At 64.8% G+C, this 16,641-nt stretch carries 13 protein-coding genes; 7 read left to right on the plus strand and 6 right to left on the minus strand.

Going from position 1 to position 16,641, the window contains the following annotated elements:
- The first annotated feature begins 227 nt into the window (after positions 1 to 227).
- The 5 genes from V3596_RS01920 to V3596_RS01940 all read left to right on the plus strand — a co-directional run bounded on the left by V3596_RS01920 (position 228) and on the right by V3596_RS01940 (position 6,034).
- Positions 228 to 362, plus strand: a complete 135-nt coding sequence (locus V3596_RS01920; protein ID WP_334275896.1) for a rubrivinodin family lasso peptide — start codon at positions 228 to 230, stop codon at positions 360 to 362.
- Between the two features lie 109 nt (positions 363 to 471).
- On the plus strand, positions 472 to 1,200 hold the full coding sequence (locus V3596_RS01925; RefSeq protein WP_334275897.1) for a lasso peptide biosynthesis B2 protein: 729 nt from the start codon (positions 472 to 474) through the stop codon (positions 1,198 to 1,200).
- Positions 1,201 to 1,216: 16 nt separating this feature from the next.
- Positions 1,217 to 3,013 carry an asparagine synthase C-terminal domain-containing protein gene (locus tag V3596_RS01930; protein ID WP_334275898.1) on the plus strand — a complete coding sequence of 599 codons (1,797 nt, stop codon included), beginning with the start codon at positions 1,217 to 1,219 and terminating at the stop codon, positions 3,011 to 3,013.
- Between the two features lie 30 nt (positions 3,014 to 3,043).
- Positions 3,044 to 4,870 (plus strand): ABC transporter ATP-binding protein, encoded by a 1,827-nt coding sequence (locus V3596_RS01935; protein ID WP_334275899.1) that lies wholly within the window; start codon positions 3,044 to 3,046, stop codon positions 4,868 to 4,870.
- Between the two features lie 261 nt (positions 4,871 to 5,131).
- Positions 5,132 to 6,034, plus strand: a complete 903-nt coding sequence (locus V3596_RS01940; RefSeq protein ID WP_334275900.1) for a LysR family transcriptional regulator — start codon at positions 5,132 to 5,134, stop codon at positions 6,032 to 6,034.
- Here the strand turns inward: V3596_RS01940 and V3596_RS01945 are convergent.
- Positions 6,020 to 6,718: a glutathione S-transferase family protein gene (locus V3596_RS01945; RefSeq protein ID WP_334275902.1), complete on the minus strand. Its 699-nt coding sequence runs from the start codon at positions 6,716 to 6,718 to the stop codon at positions 6,020 to 6,022. The two genes, V3596_RS01940 and V3596_RS01945, sit on opposite strands and share 15 nt — an antisense overlap.
- A gap of 360 nt (positions 6,719 to 7,078) precedes the next feature.
- Here V3596_RS01945 and V3596_RS01950 point away from each other — a divergent pair, with 360 nt between their 5' ends.
- Both V3596_RS01950 and V3596_RS01955 read left to right on the plus strand, forming a co-directional pair.
- Positions 7,079 to 7,675, plus strand: coding sequence for a DUF6088 family protein (locus V3596_RS01950; RefSeq protein WP_334275903.1), 597 nt, complete (start codon positions 7,079 to 7,081; stop codon positions 7,673 to 7,675).
- Complete coding sequence (locus V3596_RS01955) at positions 7,668 to 8,690, plus strand: nucleotidyl transferase AbiEii/AbiGii toxin family protein (protein ID WP_334275904.1); 1,023 nt, start codon at positions 7,668 to 7,670, stop codon at positions 8,688 to 8,690. The genes V3596_RS01950 and V3596_RS01955 overlap by 8 nt, the downstream gene beginning before the upstream one ends.
- Before the next feature lie 36 nt (positions 8,691 to 8,726).
- Here the strand turns inward: V3596_RS01955 and V3596_RS01960 are convergent, their stop codons facing one another.
- The 5 genes from V3596_RS01960 to V3596_RS01980 all read right to left on the minus strand — a co-directional run bounded on the left by V3596_RS01960 (position 8,727) and on the right by V3596_RS01980 (position 16,610).
- Positions 8,727 to 11,138 (minus strand): alpha/beta hydrolase family protein, encoded by a 2,412-nt coding sequence (locus tag V3596_RS01960; RefSeq protein WP_334275905.1) that lies wholly within the window; start codon positions 11,136 to 11,138, stop codon positions 8,727 to 8,729.
- A gap of 101 nt (positions 11,139 to 11,239) precedes the next feature.
- Entirely contained in the window at positions 11,240 to 14,266 is a 3,027-nt protein-coding gene (locus V3596_RS01965) for a TonB-dependent receptor (RefSeq protein WP_334275906.1), read from the minus strand.
- A 73-nt stretch (positions 14,267 to 14,339) separates the two neighbouring features.
- Positions 14,340 to 15,407 carry a FecR family protein gene (locus tag V3596_RS01970; protein WP_334275907.1) on the minus strand — a complete coding sequence of 356 codons (1,068 nt, stop codon included), beginning with the start codon at positions 15,405 to 15,407 and terminating at the stop codon, positions 14,340 to 14,342.
- A 16-nt stretch (positions 15,408 to 15,423) separates the two neighbouring features.
- The gene (locus tag V3596_RS01975) at positions 15,424 to 15,924 is read right to left on the minus strand and encodes an RNA polymerase sigma factor (RefSeq protein WP_334275908.1); all 501 of its coding nucleotides are present in this window, start codon (positions 15,922 to 15,924) and stop codon (positions 15,424 to 15,426) included.
- 443 nt (positions 15,925 to 16,367) lie between these two features.
- Entirely contained in the window at positions 16,368 to 16,610 is a 243-nt protein-coding gene (locus tag V3596_RS01980) for a hypothetical protein (protein WP_334275909.1), read from the minus strand.
- Between the last annotated feature and the right edge of the window lie 31 nt (positions 16,611 to 16,641).

Here is a 16,641-nt window from a genome sequence, read left to right on the forward strand (position 1 = left end):
CTGCAATGATCGAAACAGCCGAACAAGTACAGGGTGCTTGGCATGCTGTAGGCGCCTGGGATTTGTCTCCGCTGACCCAGCGTCAGGCCCCGGGATCGGCAGCCGAACGATCCATATCGCAGCCTCGCATCCATCGACCGTGTCGGCAGCTTGGACTAACTTCAGGTCGCCCGATGGCAATCCGGCCAAAGGGCATCGGACTCAACCGAAACTTGAAGGAGTTCATCATGAACGAGCAATCACAAGCGGCACTGGAGCCGCAAGTCGTCGACCTCGGCGATGCCAAGGCACTGACCATGGGCTTCCCGGATGTGATCTACGCCGAGGAGGATCTGTCGATCCCCGGGCGCCTTGAGCCCTGACAGATCTAGGCGCGAACCGCGATCCGCAGTTCGTGCCTAGCACCCTGTACGCCGCCGCGAGCCTCACCCGCGGCGGCACCGATGGGCCCTACCTTTGGCAGAGGGATCGATGCCAGACGCCATATCCCCGGATCGACTGAGACTCGCATCCCATATCCGCGCATGCAATTGCGGCCGCGGCGTCATCCTGCTCGACCTGCAACGCGACCGCTACCTTGGTGTCACTGAATCGGTATCGCGGGCGCTGGCTGGCCGCGTCGACGGTTGGCCGGTACACACCGGGATGGCCGAAGACGCTGAGACGCGGCAAGACGCATTCGCTGACGGTGCGCGCAGTCTCCTCTCCCAAGGAATTCTGACCAAGCATCTGTCCGACCCACCACCGATGATCAACCTCGAGGACGCGACAGCGTCGATGGATGTTGAGGTCTCGCCAGCGTTTCGCAACTTCGGCACGCGACGCCTCCTCCAGTTCACGACCAGCGTCGCGATCGCGGCGTGGGGATTGCGATACCACTCTTTGCAGACGGTCGCCCGTTCGATTGCCGCTCGCCGTGCGCAGCTGCTCATGCCAGAGGCTGAATCGCTTCAGGGCATGAGGTCAGGGGTGGCTGCCTACGAGGCGCTCCGGCCCTTTGTCTTCACAGCGCGAGAGAAGTGCCTGCTGGACTCACTGACGCTCGTCACCTTTCTTGCCAAAGAGGGATTCGCCCCACGCTGGGTCATTGGGGTCAAGGTAGGTCCTTTCGGCGCGCACTCATGGGTGCAATGCGGCAAAACCGTGTTGAACGATCAACACGCGTACGTTCGTCAGTTCCGTCCGATCCTTGTTGTATAGCCCGAGCGTTGCCAGCATGTTCAGATATGTCGCCCTCGCCTGGAAAGAGTCGTCGCCAGAAGCTGCTGCCGTGGCTCAGCGCTTCAGCCTAGGGTGGCAGCAGAACGCCGACTGGAATGCCGCCCTGCTGCGACCGGGCCTTCATGTTTTCGCGACGGGAACAAGGCCAGGCATCAACGAGGTTTGGCCGCTGCAAGGCGGGCTGGGGGTGGTTTTCGGCAAGTTGTTTCGACGCGCGGAGCTCGATTCGACCGCAGCGCCCAGCGCAAGCATCAACTGCACGGACGCGGCCAGCATTCTCGAAAGCAGCGGCCGCGTCCTGGTGGACCGCTACTGGGGCCGCTACGTGGCACTTCTTCGGAATGCCGCAGGGGACAACCTGGTCATGCGAGATCCGAGCGGGACCTTGCCCTGCTTCCGGTTCCGATATCAGGGCGTCTCGATCGTCTTCTCCTGGCTTGAGGATGCCTTGCAGATGCTTGGTCCCTCGGAGCGCCCCACTGTCAATTGGAATGTCCTGACGGCTCAGATGCTACGTGGCCCGCTGGGTGGTCGTGAGACAGCACTGGCCGGCATTTCGCAAGTCCTCCCCGGCGAGATTCTCGACCTCGACACGGATCGATCGGTCCTGCTTTGGAGCGCCGTGGATATCGCCCGAACGCCGACAAGGTACGACATCGCCGAAGCGAGCCACCTGCTGGGTCAGGCCGTGCGGTCCTGCACGCGTGCGTGGGCGTCGTGCTACGACAGCCTGCTGCTTCGCCTGTCCGGCGGCGTCGATTCGTCAATCCTTCTCTGCTGCCTGGCCCCTGGCAGCACGCCTGCCGACGTGATCTGCGTCAACTACCACTCGCCAGGCGCCGACAGCGACGAACGTCCCTATGCGCTGATGGCCGCGAGCCGGGTCGGGCGCGACCTGCTGCTGAGCGAGCGCAACCTGGGGTTCCGGATCGAGCGCGTACTGCAAATTGCCCGCATGCCGAACCCGGTCACCTATGTGGGCGGCATGAACACCGCCACTGACGCAAGGCTGGCGTCCGCCCACGCCGCAAGCGCAATGTTCACCGGCGCGGGAGGCGATGCGCTGTTTTATGAGTTGCCCCGCTGGTGGCCTGCAGCAGACTACCTGCACGACAACGGCCTTGATGCTGGGTTGCCGGCTGCCGCACTCGACGCAGCCCGGCTGGGAAAGTTGTCCGTTTGGCGCACGCTTGCGCTGGCTGTGCGAGAGCGCATGCGCCCCGATCTGTCGGCGAGGTTGCCAAGAATGCAGCACCCCTTGCTGGATCGCGACTGGATATCGGCACACGCGGATGACCAGCGCTACATGCATCCAGCACTGCCCGAGGGGGCCCTCCTCCTGCCGATCGGCAAGTACATGCAGACCGTGGCGCTGATGCATCCCGTCGGCTACTACGACCCCTTCGAACAGGCATTGGCGCCGGAACTGGTCTACCCCCTGCTTTCACAGCCACTGGTGGAGCTGTGCCTTCGACTGCCGACCTATGTGCTGGCGCACGGCGGACGGGGACGGGCCCTGGCCCGGACCGCGTTCGCGGCGGATCTGCCACCGCAAATCGCCAACCGCCGCTCCAAAGGCGGGATGGAGGAACACATCAAGGCCGTGCTGGACACCAACATCGATCTCGTGAGGGATCTGCTGCTTGAAGGTGAACTCAGCCGCCGCGGCATCCTTGACCGACGCAAGGTAGATGAGCTTTTGTCCGGTAGACCGACGACGTTGACCTGTTCTCCCAGCCAGATCCATGGCCTGGTCGCCGTCGAGGCCTGGCTCTCCCGCTGGACGCAGTAGCGAAGCCGTCCCCACCGGAAAAGTGCCGTCATGCCGTCACTGAAAGAGTTCTGCTCCGCCCTTCGGCTGCTGTTCGATGGAATGAATCCGGGCATGGTCCGACGCATCGCTGCGGCTAACGCAATGGCTCTGGCAGGCGGCGTCCTTGCCGGCATTGCGCCGCTGATGCTCAAGCAGATGATTGATACCGCGAGCGGTGGCGGCAGTACTCAGGCGCCCCACACCACCTTGACGGGACTTGGCATCGCAGGCTTTGGCTTCGCATACCTGCTATGTCTCAGCATCGGCCGCCTCGTCACCGAAATCCGCCCCCTGCTCATCGGGACTGTGGAGCAAGGCCTCTACGCGGGGCTGCGCCTGCGCTACTTCAAGCACCTGCTCGACTTGCCCTTGAGCTTTCATCTGGCCCGGCGAAGTGGGGCCTTGGGACACAGCCTGCTGCAGGCCGTTTCAGGCTATCAGATCATTCTCTCCAGCCTCGTCAATGGCGTCGTGCCCGTGATGGTCGAGAGCGTGACCGTCGCGCTCGTACTGGTCTCACTCGGCCTTCCCGCAATGACGGCAAGCTTTGCAATGACCGCGGTCGCGCTCTCGATCGCCATCAGCCTGCGCATGGCCCGGCTGCGCGCAACCGCACGTGCCGTTTCGCAGGCAACCATCGACGCCCACTCGCATCTGGCCGACAGCTTGATCAACTACGAACCCATCAAGTGCTTCGGCGCCGAGCGCAGCACCGTCGATCGCTTCGCGCAACTCTCTCGCGCCCTGGAAGCGTGCTGGATGCGCCTGCATCGGACGCGCACGGCCATAGGTGTCGCGGTCACTGTGATCTTCACCCTGAGCCTGGCCACATCCCTCGCCATCTCCGTGCACGCGGTGTCCCAAGGGACGCTCACAGTTGGGGGCTTCGTGCTGGCCAACCTCTACATGCTGCAGATGGTTCGCCCACTTGAGATGCTGTGCAGCGCGGTGCGCGACGTGTCCCAAGGACTCGCCTTCGTCCGTCCCCTGATCGAGATTCTTCAAACGCCAACTGAGGCAATGCAGGAGAGGCAGCACGCAGTCGACACTGACTCCCGTTACGGCGATCACGCGATTGATGACCCGGAAGCTGGGCGCCGAGCTGTGACCGTGAGTTTTCGGGGCGTCCGACTGGCGTTCGACGGTGGCCGACCGGTGTTGAATGACTTCACTCTGGAAGTGCCGGCGGGCCGATCCATCGCCGTCGTCGGCGCGAGCGGTTGCGGCAAATCGTCCCTTGTGCGACTCCTGCTCCGACTTTGCGAACCCGACGCCGGCAGCATCGCGCTCAACGGCATTCCGATCAACACCCTTCCAGTGGCCCAGCTTCGATCAATGATTGCCGTCGTGCCGCAGGACCTGGCGCTGTTCAACAACTCCATCGCTGCAAACATCGGTCTTGGCCTGGAAAGCGCAACGCCTTTGCAGATCGAGAATGCCGCGCGTCTGGCCGGCCTGCACGGCTTCGTTGCCGCCCTCCCCTGTGGCTACAACACGGCCATTGGCGAGCGCGGACTCAAACTCTCAGGGGGCGAGCGCCAGCGGATTGCGATCGCGCGCGCGATCCTGAAAGACCCGTTGGTGTATGTGTTCGACGAGGCGACTTCGATGCTCGACGGCCCGACGGAACGCGCGATCCTGCAGAACATCAAGGCGATCTCAGTCGGCCGCACCACAATCACAATCGCCCACCGGCTCACGGCGATCCAGCATGCCGATGAGATCGCCGTACTGGCAGAGGGCAGGATCGTCGAGCGAGGCGACCACGCACGGCTGCTCGCCCGCGGCGGTATCTACGCCTCAATGTGGCATGGACAGCAGACAACCTGTTGCTGAAAATGTCCATGGCGGCCCAACTTAAACCAAATGGCCTCCACGAAACCCGGGGCAATTCAGTCCAGTTGCTACCGAATTAGATGGGCACGAGCGCCCGAAACACGCAATAGGCGAGAGCATGTAGCGGCTACGGCCATTGACTACGTCGAGCTGACTGACGCCAGCCGCTTTCATTGCGGACTTTGTTTGCAGAGCCGAGCGCTTGCGCGGTCCGCGAATCGGGAGTCAACATCTCGGATGCGTGCAGCGACAATGGCAGCCATGAGCCGCACCTCCGCTTTTGATTGGGACGACCTGCGTATTGCCCTCGCCATCATGGAGAGTGGCACCTTGTCCGGCGCGGCTGCCACGCTGCATGTCAGCCATCCAACGCTGTCGCGCCGTCTGCAGCTGATGGAGCGGCGGCTCGGAACGCGCTTGTTCGAGCGCACCCCGGGTGGCTTGAGGCCGACAGAGGCGGGCGAAGAAGTCAGGGCGCTGGCGCTTCGCTTTCGAGACGAGGTCGCCAGCCTGGAGCGTCGTATTGGCGGGCGCGACGAGGGCCATGACGGGCCGGTGCGCGTCACGGCGCCGGATGCGGTCTCCGAGTACCTGCTGCCCGACGTGCTGGCCGCCGTCTGCCGGGCGCATGCCGGGCTGCAGCTTGAGCTGCATGTGTCGAACGACGTGATCTCGCTGGCGCAGCGCGAGGCGGACATCGCACTTCGCGTGACCCGGGCGCCGCAGGAGACGCTGCGCGGACGCGAGGTGGGCACCGTGGCGATGGCGGTCTATGCGCCGCGTCAGTTGGCCGGGACGCGCGATGCGTCGACGCCGCCGGCCCGTCTGCCCTGGGTTGGCTTCGACGCAGGCCTGGCCTGCAGTGCGCCCGGAAGCTGGCTGGCGCGCAACGTCGCTGCCGACGAGGTGCGGTTTCGCGCGAACACCTTGCTCGGCGCCGCGCAGGCGGCGCGCGCGGGAATCGGCTGCGCCGTGTTGCCCTGCTTCGTTGGCGGGTCGATCCCGGAGCTGGTACGGCTCGGTCCGCCGCTGGACGAGCTGGCACAGCCGCTGTGGCTGTTGATGCACGAGGATGTCGCTCGCGTGCCGCGCATGCGCCGTGCGAGCGCGGCGCTGGCCGAGGAGATCGCGCGATCGTCCCGGCTGATGTCAGGCCTCAACTGAGGTCGACTCGACGGCGGCTGCCGCGAGTCGTGCCATGTAGGAACCCCGCCCGGCCAGATAGCGCAGGAAGACCTGCCCGTAGTCGGGCACGACGGCCGCGTGCACGCTCGGCCTCGCTGCCAGCTGGAGACGATAGGCGGCTGTTGCAGGCAGCCCTTGGAGAAGCCGAAAGTCCGCCAGCAGATCAAAGGTCTCCAGCAGCCGGAAGATGGGCGCGAATGCGGCGTCGACCAGGCCGAAGCGTTCGCCATCGAAGTACGGCCCCGCGCCAGCCAGCTGGCTTTCGAGCCGCGCAAAGCGCCCGGCGAGCTCCGCACGCTTGCGCTCGAAGGCGGCCTCGTCCGGGGCCATGTAGAAGCCGAACACGTCGGCGATCACGGTCGAGGCGAACTCGGCCCAGGCGCGGTGGCGAGCGCGATCCAGCGGCTGGGCCGGCCACATGGGCGCCTGGCCGATGGCCGCCTCTTCGATGTACTCGCAGATGACGGCCGTTTCAAAGACAGCGGTGCCGCCCACGCGCAGCACCGGCACCTTGCCCAGCGGCGAGAGCTGGATGAACCAAGCCGGCTTGTCGGCGAGATCGATGTAGGTTCGCCGGGCTTGCAGGCCCTTCTCGGCGAGCTGGATGGCCGCCCGCTGGGTGAACGGGCAAAGGATGTTGCTGATGAGTTCAAAGTGGTGCATGCCAGGTCCTTGTGGATGAGCACACGACCTTACGCACCGCCTGCACGTGGCACCATCGAAAGCTTGTGCAGGCCACTGTGCGAAAACTTGCAGTGGCTGGCGCGCGCTCACGTGCGACGACTGGAAGAGGTGCCCATTGACCATCCGGAGCAAGACATGGCCCGCTTCTCCAGCGCAGTGGCAAGCGAAATCCTTGCCGTGACCGCAGGCCGACGACAACGTATCCAGGCATGGCAGGGGCCGCAGCACCACATCTGTCAATTGCGATGCAAGCTGGATGCAATACCAGCCCCGCCATCCGCAGCCGCTTGAAAACTGTCAGAAACTCGTTCATACTTCTACCAGTTGAAAGCCATCCCCATGCAAACCCTCGCCAAACAGGTTCTGGAGCACGCCGCCGGATTGCCGGAAGGCACCCCCTTGGTCGCGAAGGAACTGCTGCATCTGGGAAGCCGGGCCGCGGTGGACCAGGTTCTGTCCCGCCTTGTGCAACGCGGCACACTGCTGCGCGCTGGCCGCGGCATCTATGTCCTGCCGATTGAGAGCCGGTTCGGTTCCAGGGCCCCTTCGACCGCCAAGATGGTCGAAGGGCTGGCGAGCCAGCGCGCGGAAACCATCGTGTCGCATGGTGCGGCGGCGGCCAACGCACTGGGCCTCACCACCCAAGTGCCGATGCGGGCCGTCTACCTGACGTCCGGCCCCAGCCGCCGCTTGAAGCTGGGCGCCCAGACGGTGGAGCTTCGGCATGCGCCGGTGTGGCAGTTGATCTTTCCTGGCCGAGCCGCCGGCGACCTGGTGCGGGCCCTGGCCTGGCTGGGGCCGGAGAAGGCCGGCGAAGCGCTGCGGGCATTGCGCGCCAAACTGCCGCCGTCCGAGATGAAGGAAGTGGTAGCTGCACGTGCGCGCCTGCCGACGTGGATGGCGCAGGAGGTCAGCGCCCTGGTACAGCATGGTTGAGTTCTTCCAGCTCTCGGCCAACGAGCGCCTGGAGGCACTCGCGCAGGCCGCCGATGCGTCCGGCCGCCCTCCCCACCTCCTTGAAAAGGACGTTTGGGTCGTGTGGTCGCTGCGACATGTCTTCGCCGCGCCCTATGCGCCTCACCTTGTCTTCAAGGGTGGCACCTCCTTGTCGAAGGCCTATGGCGTCATCCAGCGGTTCTCAGAGGACGTGGATCTCACCTATGACATTCGCGCCATCGCCGGCGATCTGATCGGCGATGCGGGCACGCCGCTCCCGGCCACCAAGAGTCAGGAGAAGAGGTGGAGCAAGGAAATACGCACCCGCCTGGCCCACTGGGTGGCGGCCGAAGTCGTCCCGCGGCTGCAGCAGGACCTGCAGCAGCATGGCCTGCCGGCCACAGCCCGGGCAGAAGACGACAAGGTGTTCATCGACTACACGCCACTGGTCTCGGGAACGGGCTACGTGCCGCCGGCCGTCATGCTCGAATTCGGCGCTCGATCCACGGGCGAGCCGTCAGAGCAGCGCGCCGTTGTCTGCGATGCCGCCGCTCATTTGCAGGGCGTGAAGTTCCCCGAGGCGACGCCGCAGGTGATGCGCGCCGAACGGACCTTCTGGGAGAAGGCCACAGCGATTCACGTTTTCTGCGCTCAAGGGGTTTTTCGGGGCGGCGACCGGTTCGCCCGCCACTGGCATGACGTGACCCGCTTGGACGCCGCAGGTATTGCAGACCTAGCCATCCAGGACACCGCGCTGGCGAAGGCGGTGGCGGATCACAAGAGCATCTTCTTCGCAGAGAAGGGTCCGGACGGCCAGTCGATCGACTACCAAGCTGCGGTCTCGGGAGGTCTGAAACTCGTCCCCGACGACAGTGCCTTGGCCAAGTTGGCCACCGACTACCAACACATGGTTGACGACGGCCTGTTTCTCGATGAGGTCGAGTCCTTCGATGCCCTCCTCCATCAATGCCGAAGCATTCAAGAGAAAGCGAACGCGGCAAGCCGCCAGCTGTGAACGCCTGATACGCCGACATGGCCGAAATCTCAGGCCCTAATTGCGGGACGCGACACGGTCGCACCGCGGCGCTGCATCGGCAGCCTCCTTCATCGGCAGCATCTGGTCCCACCGTGCGTACTGCTCCTTCAGGCTCTCGGCAGTCTCCGAGGGAATGACCAGCTCGGAGCGCCTCTCCCCCTTCAGCCAGAAGCGGTACCAGTCCACGTTCCCCTGCAGCGAGATCATCCGTTCGCTGGGGCGCGACAGTGCATGGGCGCCTTCCGGGAACTTGATCAGTTCGACGGGCCGGTACTGCCGGCGCAGCAGCGCATAGATGTCCCAGTTGTTCTTCGGCTCGACGCTGTAAGACTCGATCCGCAGCGCCGCCCGAACGCAGTCGGTGTGCAACGAGGGGTCATTGCGAATCCAGCGTTCCCGGGATTCACCGAACGGCCCGCCCTGGTTCGCGTTCTCCTTCATCGCCTGGATCCCATCCGTCACCGCATAGGTGATCGTCATCGAGTAGAGCGTGTTGGAATCACCGTCCATCATCGTGGCCGCGCGGATCGGCACATCGGTGAAGGTGACCAGGTTCAGCACCCGAACCCCCGTGGCACTCCAACCCAAGATGCCTACCCGCTCACGGTCCACCAGGCCCTCGGCGACCAGGGCCTCGATGGCCGCGCGCACGCCATCGCCGAACGCCACGATGGACCCGTGCTCGTCGCTCGGTGCGCCGCTTGAGGCTCGCCACGGCAGCGCCAGCACCAGCAGGCCCTCGCGCAGGAATGCGCGGCCGGCAAAGCCGCTGGTGAAACCGTCGTAGATGTTCGAACCGTCCCGATAGAACCGCGTCGCCGAGAATCCATAGCTCTGGATCACCAAGGGGTACTTGCTGCGGGGATTGAAGTCGGCAGGCACCATCAAGCCGCCGTCCCACCTCCTGCCCTTCGCGTCCGTCCAACTGAACTCCTTCATCGTGCCCCATTGCGCGGCAGAGAACTGCGGATTCAGCGCGGTCAGGCGCACCTCCTGGCCGGATGGCCCCGTCGCGACAATGTCAGGCGGCAGGTTCAAGGCCTGCCGTACAAGCACGCGCCAGGACTGCGGTGCGTCCAGGCGTTGGGACTGTCCGGACGCCGCTTCCGAGGCCTCATGCCAGCCCCCTTTCGGGTCACGCTTGAAGACGCGCCGCTGGTCGCCATCGATCGCGATGAAGTCGCCCTCCGTGCCGGCAATGGCGTGCGCGTTCTGCAAGCGTTGCTTGAGCACCGCGATGGATTTCCACTCGCCGGAGGCTGGCCAGTACTCGATGATGTGCGAGGCCGCGTCGTTGGCCGCCCCGGCACCACCGCCTTGAGGCAGGTAGGTACCAGCAATGACCACCGACCGACCGCCGTCCAGCCACAAACGATCGGTGCGCTGCTGATTGCCGCCCCGCGAGTCATCCGGTGCGTCGATCACCGCACGCTCCTGGCCATCGGAGAGCCGATACACCATCATCTGGCGCGTGACGTAGCTCGCCGGCCGCGAGTAGTAGCCCAGAGGATCCCGCATCAAGGAAGGGCTGTCCTGCTTCGATGCTTCGGCGACGGGCGGATACAGCTTGCCCCAGGCGAGTTGGCGATCCGGTCGGTACTTCGGCAGCAGCAGCCAACGGCCGTCCGGCGAAATGCTGGCCCTCGGTGTTCCATTGCTACTCTCCGCGAACGAGGTGCCGAGCGCACGCGCCGGCGTGCGCGATCCCGCCTCCGCCAGATAGAACTGGTATCGCCGGAGCTGCGCCTCCAGGTTGTCCTGCTGACTGTGAACACTCCAGAACGACTTAGCGCCGGCAATGACGCTACGCGAACCGGGCGCAATGGCGGGATTGGGCTCATAGGTGAGGTAGATCACCCGGCGCAGATCATCCGGCACATCGAAGGCAACGACGCCCAGCGGCGCATAGGTCAGTTGCGAGACCTTCCTCGTGAGCACGTCCACCCGGTACACCTGGTACGGCTCATCGTTCATCCGAGCCCGAAAGACGATCGTCCGGTTGCCGACCCATCGAGCATCCCGCAAGGAAGGATGCGCATCGGCCTTGTCATGAACAGCATCCACCGACACCAAACGCGTGGGCGCCGGGGGCAGCCCCTTCAGGGCCGCGAGCCGCGCGGGCGACACCTCCATCAGCAAGATATCGAATCGGTTCCTGTCGGTCGCCACATCCGCCTTGCGAGTGACGATGAACAGCTGCTCGCCGTCCGGCGAGATCTGGGTCTGCAACGTGTCGTCGTCGAGCTTGACAGGTTGAATGATCCGAGTGAACTCGATCACTTCCTGCACGCTCGGGCCGACGCCTGCCATCGATGGCCTGGCCAGCCCCACGGTGAGCGCCGGCAGGAGCACCAGCAGAAGCGCCCTCGGAACACAGAGCCAAACCCTGCCCGCAAGAAGCGTATTGAAGAGATTTTTAGACAGCATGGCGCAATCTCGGCACAGGGCCGGGACAGAGAATGAGGGGGTAGGAAGCCAGTACGGAATGCAGGCGGTCGCAACTACCGCCCCGGGGCAGCGCGTTCGTGCTACCAGCTCAGCGACACACGCAGCGTCGTGTAGCGCCCGCGCCAGTCCGCCTGGGTGACGTCGTAGTACGGAGAGGTGCCAACGTACTCGGGCTGGCGATCGGCGACGTTGGCAATCGCCAAAGAAAGGCGCGCTTCCCTGAGGTTAGAGACGCCAAGGCCGAAGCGCTTCAAGTCCAGGGAGGCCGACAGGTCATGAACCCAGTAGTTGCCGAGGGCCCGCCCGTCCGGCGCCATGTCCCGGTAGGCCCCCAGGTAGCGACTCGTCAGGCCCAGACCCCAGGCACCTTGCTCGACCCCTGCCTGAATCCGGCCTTTCCACTTGGGCGCCCAGTAGTCGACTGCACGCAGGCTCAGGCGCTGAGTCACCGCCGCTCCTGGCGCCAGCGCGACGTCGTACTTGCTGGTGCGGGTGGCACTGGCCGATGCAGTCCACTTCGCGCCCGCAGTCTTCCAGGCATGCGCGATCTCCATATCGACGCCGGCGGTGTCCACCTTCCCGAAATTCACTTCGGCATAAAGCACGCGAGTGATCGCGCCGGGTACGCCGCCGACCGTCGGTGCGCGCGTAACGAAGCCGGGAAACAGCGCCTCGTTGTCCACTGCAGTCTGCGGCCACAGCAGCGAGATCAACCCATTGATCCTGACCTGCCAGGCGGACAGGCCGAGCCGGGTACCTGCGGCAGACTCGGGCTCCCACACCGCGCCGAGCGACATGGCCCGACCCATCTCCGGATTCAGGTTCCTATTCGTCGTCCGCAGGACTTCGCCGCCCGTGATCAGTGCATTGCCTCGCCGGGGATCCCTGAGGGCATAGGCGTCCGTGGTCAGCGACACGTCATTGACATTCGTCTGCAGCAGCGTGGGCGGCTTGAAAGACGTGGCCGTGGACGCGCGCAGCAGGCTGCCTCGCGTGGGCCGAACTTCGATCCCTGCCTGGTAGGTGTTGGCGCCACCGAAGTCACTGTAGACGTCCCGGCGCGCGGCCACCGTGAGCGCGGCCAGATCCCGCGCAGGACCGGCAGCAGCGTCGGCCCTCCACAGCGGTATCCGCGCCTCGCCGTAGACCGCGCTGTTCGAACGGCTACCGCCCACGCTGTTGCCGCCTCGGATGGCGGAGAGGTAGCGGTCATGTGCCGTTTCTGCGCCGACGATGACGTCAACGCTGCCTGTGGGCAAGGTCAGCGCCGATCCGCGGACGAACACACTGGCCTGGTCCTTGCGACCACGCCCATCGCGATTCGAGTCCTGCCAGATCGCCTGCAGCACCTCGTCGCTGGCCGCACGACCAGCGGTAAACGGATTGAGCGCGGTGGCCGGCGTCGAAGACGCCAGCGCGGCGGTGCGCGCGGCCACATTCGCGGTGGTGTTGGACAGGGTATTGAGTCCATCGTCCCGCGTGGTCGAGGCGGTCGCCTCCAACTCCCATCCCGGCCCCAGATCGCCGCGAACCCCCAACAGGATGCGCTTGAAGTCGGTCTCGCGGTGCAAGGTTTCCGCACCGTTCTCCAATCCAAGCCGGCCGTTGACGCGCACCGCCACACCGAAGGGGTTGTAGGGATTGGTCGCCGGTACCAGGACGTTGTTGAGCAGCAGGCCGGCCTGCTCGGCATGGAGCCGCTCACGCGCCAGCGTCACTTCGCCGAACGCTGTCCAGGCCTCACTGAGATGACGCTCGCCACCGGCATGCAGGCCGAAGGTCTCGAAGCCATGGACCAGCGCACTGCCGTGGCCATTGGCCATCGAATTGCACAAGTTCGCTTGGCCCGATGTCGCCGCAAAGCTGGCGACGGTGAGCGGCTGCCCCGCTACAACCGAAGGGATGCCAGCGAAGGTGCTGTTCAAACCCGGCAGATTCGCGGCGGTCGAACTGCTCACCGTGCCTGGCGTGCAAAACCGCGTCCGACCATCCACGCCCCCGAAGCGGCGGTAGTCCCCATCTGAAAAATACCCGCGCTCGGACATCGTCAGCGGGCTGGCCTTGCGGTAAGAGCCCAGCACCAGGAACGAGCCCGTTTCATCGGTGCCGCCCGTGCCCAGGGACACGCTGCCGTCGCCAACGCCTCTGGCAGAGCCCGCCCGCGCGTCGAGCACGATGCCATCGATCTGCTTCTTGAGAATGATATTGACCACGCCTGCCAGCGCATCACCGCCGTACACGGCAGACGATCCGACAGGCACGATCTCGACCCGCTCAACGGCCGCCATGGGGATCACGCTGAGATTGAAGAAGTTGCCCGGCGACGACCCCGCTGCCTGCAATCGACGGCCGTTGACCAGCACCAGCGTCGATCCCAGCGGCAGCCCGCGCAATTGCACCGAGCCTTGCCCGTTCGTCTGGCTTGATCCGCCCTCACCCGGGTTCATCGAGACCTCGTTCAGTCCGCTCAAGAAGCGATCCAGCGTCGGTTGACCGCTGCGCTCGATATCCGCCCGGGTGTAGACATTGACCGGCGTCGGACCCTCCGCGTCGATGCGCTTGAGGCGGGATCCGGTGACCTCGACACGCGTGAGCGACGTCGGGGCTGCAGCGGTGTCGGCGGCCCTCCCGCGCGCAGCATCGGTCAGCGTTGCAGGAGAAGCCTGCGCAAGGACCGCAACGGGAGCGGTGCCAGACTCTCCCGCGCGCCCTGGCTTGCCGGCCGGAGTCGATGGACGGGGAGCAGAGGCTGGCGAGGTCCTCGCAGCCCGGATCACGATCGGACCGTCCGGCATCACCGTCAACACCAGGTCTGAGCCCTCCAAGGCCCGCGCCACCGCCTCCTCTGCCGTCAGTTGTCCCGACACTGCGCGAGCGCTTCGTCCGTTGACCTTGTCGGGATCGAAGATGACGGAGATACCGGTTTGCCGGGCGATGGCGCGCAGCGATTCAGCCAGTGGCTGCGAAGGCTGATCAATGCGATGGCGCACTGCATTGACGGCATCCGCCGCGCAGGCCAGGCCGCAACAGAGGATCAGTGCGATGACCGTGCCATCCCGAAAGTGATTGCTGCTCAGGCGCGCGCCATGGAAGATCTTGCGAATCATTCTTGCCTCTCGTCTTGTTGTGGGGTGATAACAAGATGACGAGAGCACCGAATGATTTCCGTCAGGGCTACTCCTAATGAGTGGTGGCCAGCTCAAGACGTCCCGCATGTTCATGGACCTGCAGTCCATGAAGCGCGGCGATAGCCCGCGCGAAGGCGGGGCTGTCGCTGGTTTGGTACAGACCGCTCACGCGCAGCGCGGTCGCATCACCGATCAACACCATCGGCGTGCGCGTGTAGCGATTCATCTCGGCCACCGCCTCAGGCAGTGGGATGTTGTCGAACACGATCTCACCGCGTTTCCATGCGACCAGGCGGTCGAGATGAGGTCGATCCAGATGCTCCATCGCAGGAACGCCGGGCCTTCCTTGAGTACCGACCAGCAGCATGCGATCACCCGCCTGCATCGTCACCGGCTGCGCCGAAGCTACGCCCTGCCCCGCGTCGCCGACGGCGGAGCGCACGCTGATTTGCCCTTCGATCAAGGTCACCGCCACCGGTTCATCGCGGTGATCTGTGCTGCGGCCGGGCAGGCGCACCGCAAAGACGGTGCCAATGGCACGCACTTCGCTGTCGGCCACGCGCACAACGAACGGGCGATACGGGTCCTTGGCGACCTCGAAGATCGCTTCGCCCCACTCGACGCGCACTGATCTTCGAGCAGAGTCGATCTCCACGCGGACCTGGGTGTCCGTGTTCAGGGACAGGCGGGTGCCGTCCTCCAGCAACAACAGCTGCTGCTCGCCAACCTTGGTGGCGTAGACATCCACGCCCCACCACCGATGCGCCGCGAATGCTGCCGCGGCGATCAACACCGCCAGCAGGCCCGCCAGCGGCCACCGCATGCGTGCCCACCTGCGTTCGCCCGCCAGGGCGGCATTCAATGACCGGGCCGCAACGCCGGCGTAGACGTCCGCCACGCTGACGCCCTCCACCTCCTGCCAGACATCGGTGCATTTCTCGAAAGCGTGGCGATGGGCGGCGGAACGCGACAGCCACTCGCGCAGCTCCTGTTCCATCTCAGGCGACCTGCTGGGACCGTGAAGACGGGCGATCCAGGTCGCAGCCTCTGCAGCGATCTTGCGCGTCACGACGGGCGCAGGATCGCCGCCCGTGCTATCCGACCCGTCCAGGCTGTTCATGCCACCGGCTCCCATCTCACCAGCCCTCCATCCACTGCATCACCGCCATCGTAGCCTTGGCCATATGCTTCTCGACGGCGCTGACGCTCATCCCGTGGTGCTGCGCAATCTCCGGATACGTCATGCCGTCCAAGCGATGCGCCAGGTAGATCCGGCGCGTCTTGACGCCGACGTCCATCAGACTCTCGGCGAGTCGTGCCAGCCGCTCTTTCGCCAACACAGTGGCCTCGGTGGTCGGCACCGGGTCGGCCCGCACCAACTCGTCGAGCGTCATCTCTTCAAGCAGCACCAGTTCGCCGCGATTTCGCTGCACCCGATAGGCGTCGATCGCCAGGTTCAGCGCCGTTCGCATCAAAAAGGCATCGGGCTTCATCACCGTGTGCTTGAGCTCGTAGCACATGAGCTTCAGGTAGGCTTCCTGAGCCAGGTCATCGGCGTCGTCGCTCGTGCAACCACGGTGCATTAGCGCAGCCTTCACGCGCGAGAACAGGGCTCGCCAATCCTTGACCGTTGCCATGGAACCTCCCGTTCCAGCCCGAAGCCATCGGAGTTGATCGCCACGATCTTAGGCCAGCGGCCCTGAGCGGGAAACCCCACAGCGCCAGCCACATTCGGCGTGAGCACCGAGAGCCGAACGAATACCGCCACGTTCGAAGGCCAGCCAACAGCTTCCGGCCGACTGTTTCATCTGGCCGCACGCAGCACCGTCACGAGCTAACAACCTCGGATCCAGACGCCATTGCCCAGGAAGAACGCTTCGTTGCGGCAAATCGAAGCGGCGTGGAGACGCGCACCACGTCAAGTGCGGATTTTCCGAACGGCGGAATTCAAACCCTCATCAGCTCTTGAAAGCACACACAGACATCAACATCATTCCGTACGCGCAAGACGCAGTCAACGCACTGAGTCAGCGTCTGCAGGGAGCACACCGTGACGCACCGAAACACAGCCAACATCGCGTCAATCACCGGAGAACACGCGGGGAAACTCCCGCAACATGTCGCGCCCGCTGCCCGGCTCCGCCTGATCGCTGTGCCGTCCGGCGTGGCGGCAAGTCGGACCCGGCGGGTCCATGGCAACGCCCATGCGCAGTCCTGGACCTTGTTCGCCACACGCGAGCAATTCGACGCATTCCTGGCCACCGATCCGCTGCGCTTCGACGACCCGATCCGCTTTGCGCAGCTCAGAAAGGAGTTCGCCCATGTCTTTGACAGTCCCACTTCGCATGAGCATT

It is taken from the genome of Roseateles microcysteis (assembly GCF_036880965.1).
In the GTDB taxonomy this organism is placed as follows: Bacteria; Pseudomonadota; Gammaproteobacteria; order Burkholderiales; family Burkholderiaceae_C; genus JAUASW01.

Excerpts from the sequence above, each read along its gene's own strand:
- V3596_RS01955 (WP_334275904.1), top strand. The coding sequence starts at position 7,668 with ATGGTTGAGTTCTTCCAGCTCTCGGCCAACGAGCGCCTGGAGGCACTC.
- V3596_RS01970 (WP_334275907.1), bottom strand. The coding sequence starts at position 15,407 with ATGAACAGCCTGGACGGGTCGGATAGCACGGGCGGCGATCCTGCGCCC.
- V3596_RS01950 (WP_334275903.1), top strand. The coding sequence starts at position 7,079 with ATGCAAACCCTCGCCAAACAGGTTCTGGAGCACGCCGCCGGATTGCCG.
- V3596_RS01960 (WP_334275905.1), bottom strand. The coding sequence starts at position 11,138 with ATGCTGTCTAAAAATCTCTTCAATACGCTTCTTGCGGGCAGGGTTTGG.
- V3596_RS01980 (WP_334275909.1), bottom strand. The coding sequence starts at position 16,610 with ATGGGCGAACTCCTTTCTGAGCTGCGCAAAGCGGATCGGGTCGTCGAA.
- V3596_RS01920 (WP_334275896.1), top strand. The coding sequence starts at position 228 with ATGAACGAGCAATCACAAGCGGCACTGGAGCCGCAAGTCGTCGACCTC.
- V3596_RS01965 (WP_334275906.1), bottom strand. The coding sequence starts at position 14,266 with ATGATTCGCAAGATCTTCCATGGCGCGCGCCTGAGCAGCAATCACTTT.
- V3596_RS01975 (WP_334275908.1), bottom strand. The coding sequence starts at position 15,924 with ATGGCAACGGTCAAGGATTGGCGAGCCCTGTTCTCGCGCGTGAAGGCT.
- V3596_RS01935 (WP_334275899.1), top strand. The coding sequence starts at position 3,044 with ATGCCGTCACTGAAAGAGTTCTGCTCCGCCCTTCGGCTGCTGTTCGAT.
- V3596_RS01925 (WP_334275897.1), top strand. The coding sequence starts at position 472 with ATGCCAGACGCCATATCCCCGGATCGACTGAGACTCGCATCCCATATC.
- V3596_RS01940 (WP_334275900.1), top strand. The coding sequence starts at position 5,132 with ATGAGCCGCACCTCCGCTTTTGATTGGGACGACCTGCGTATTGCCCTC.
- V3596_RS01930 (WP_334275898.1), top strand. The coding sequence starts at position 1,217 with ATGTTCAGATATGTCGCCCTCGCCTGGAAAGAGTCGTCGCCAGAAGCT.
- V3596_RS01945 (WP_334275902.1), bottom strand. The coding sequence starts at position 6,718 with ATGCACCACTTTGAACTCATCAGCAACATCCTTTGCCCGTTCACCCAG.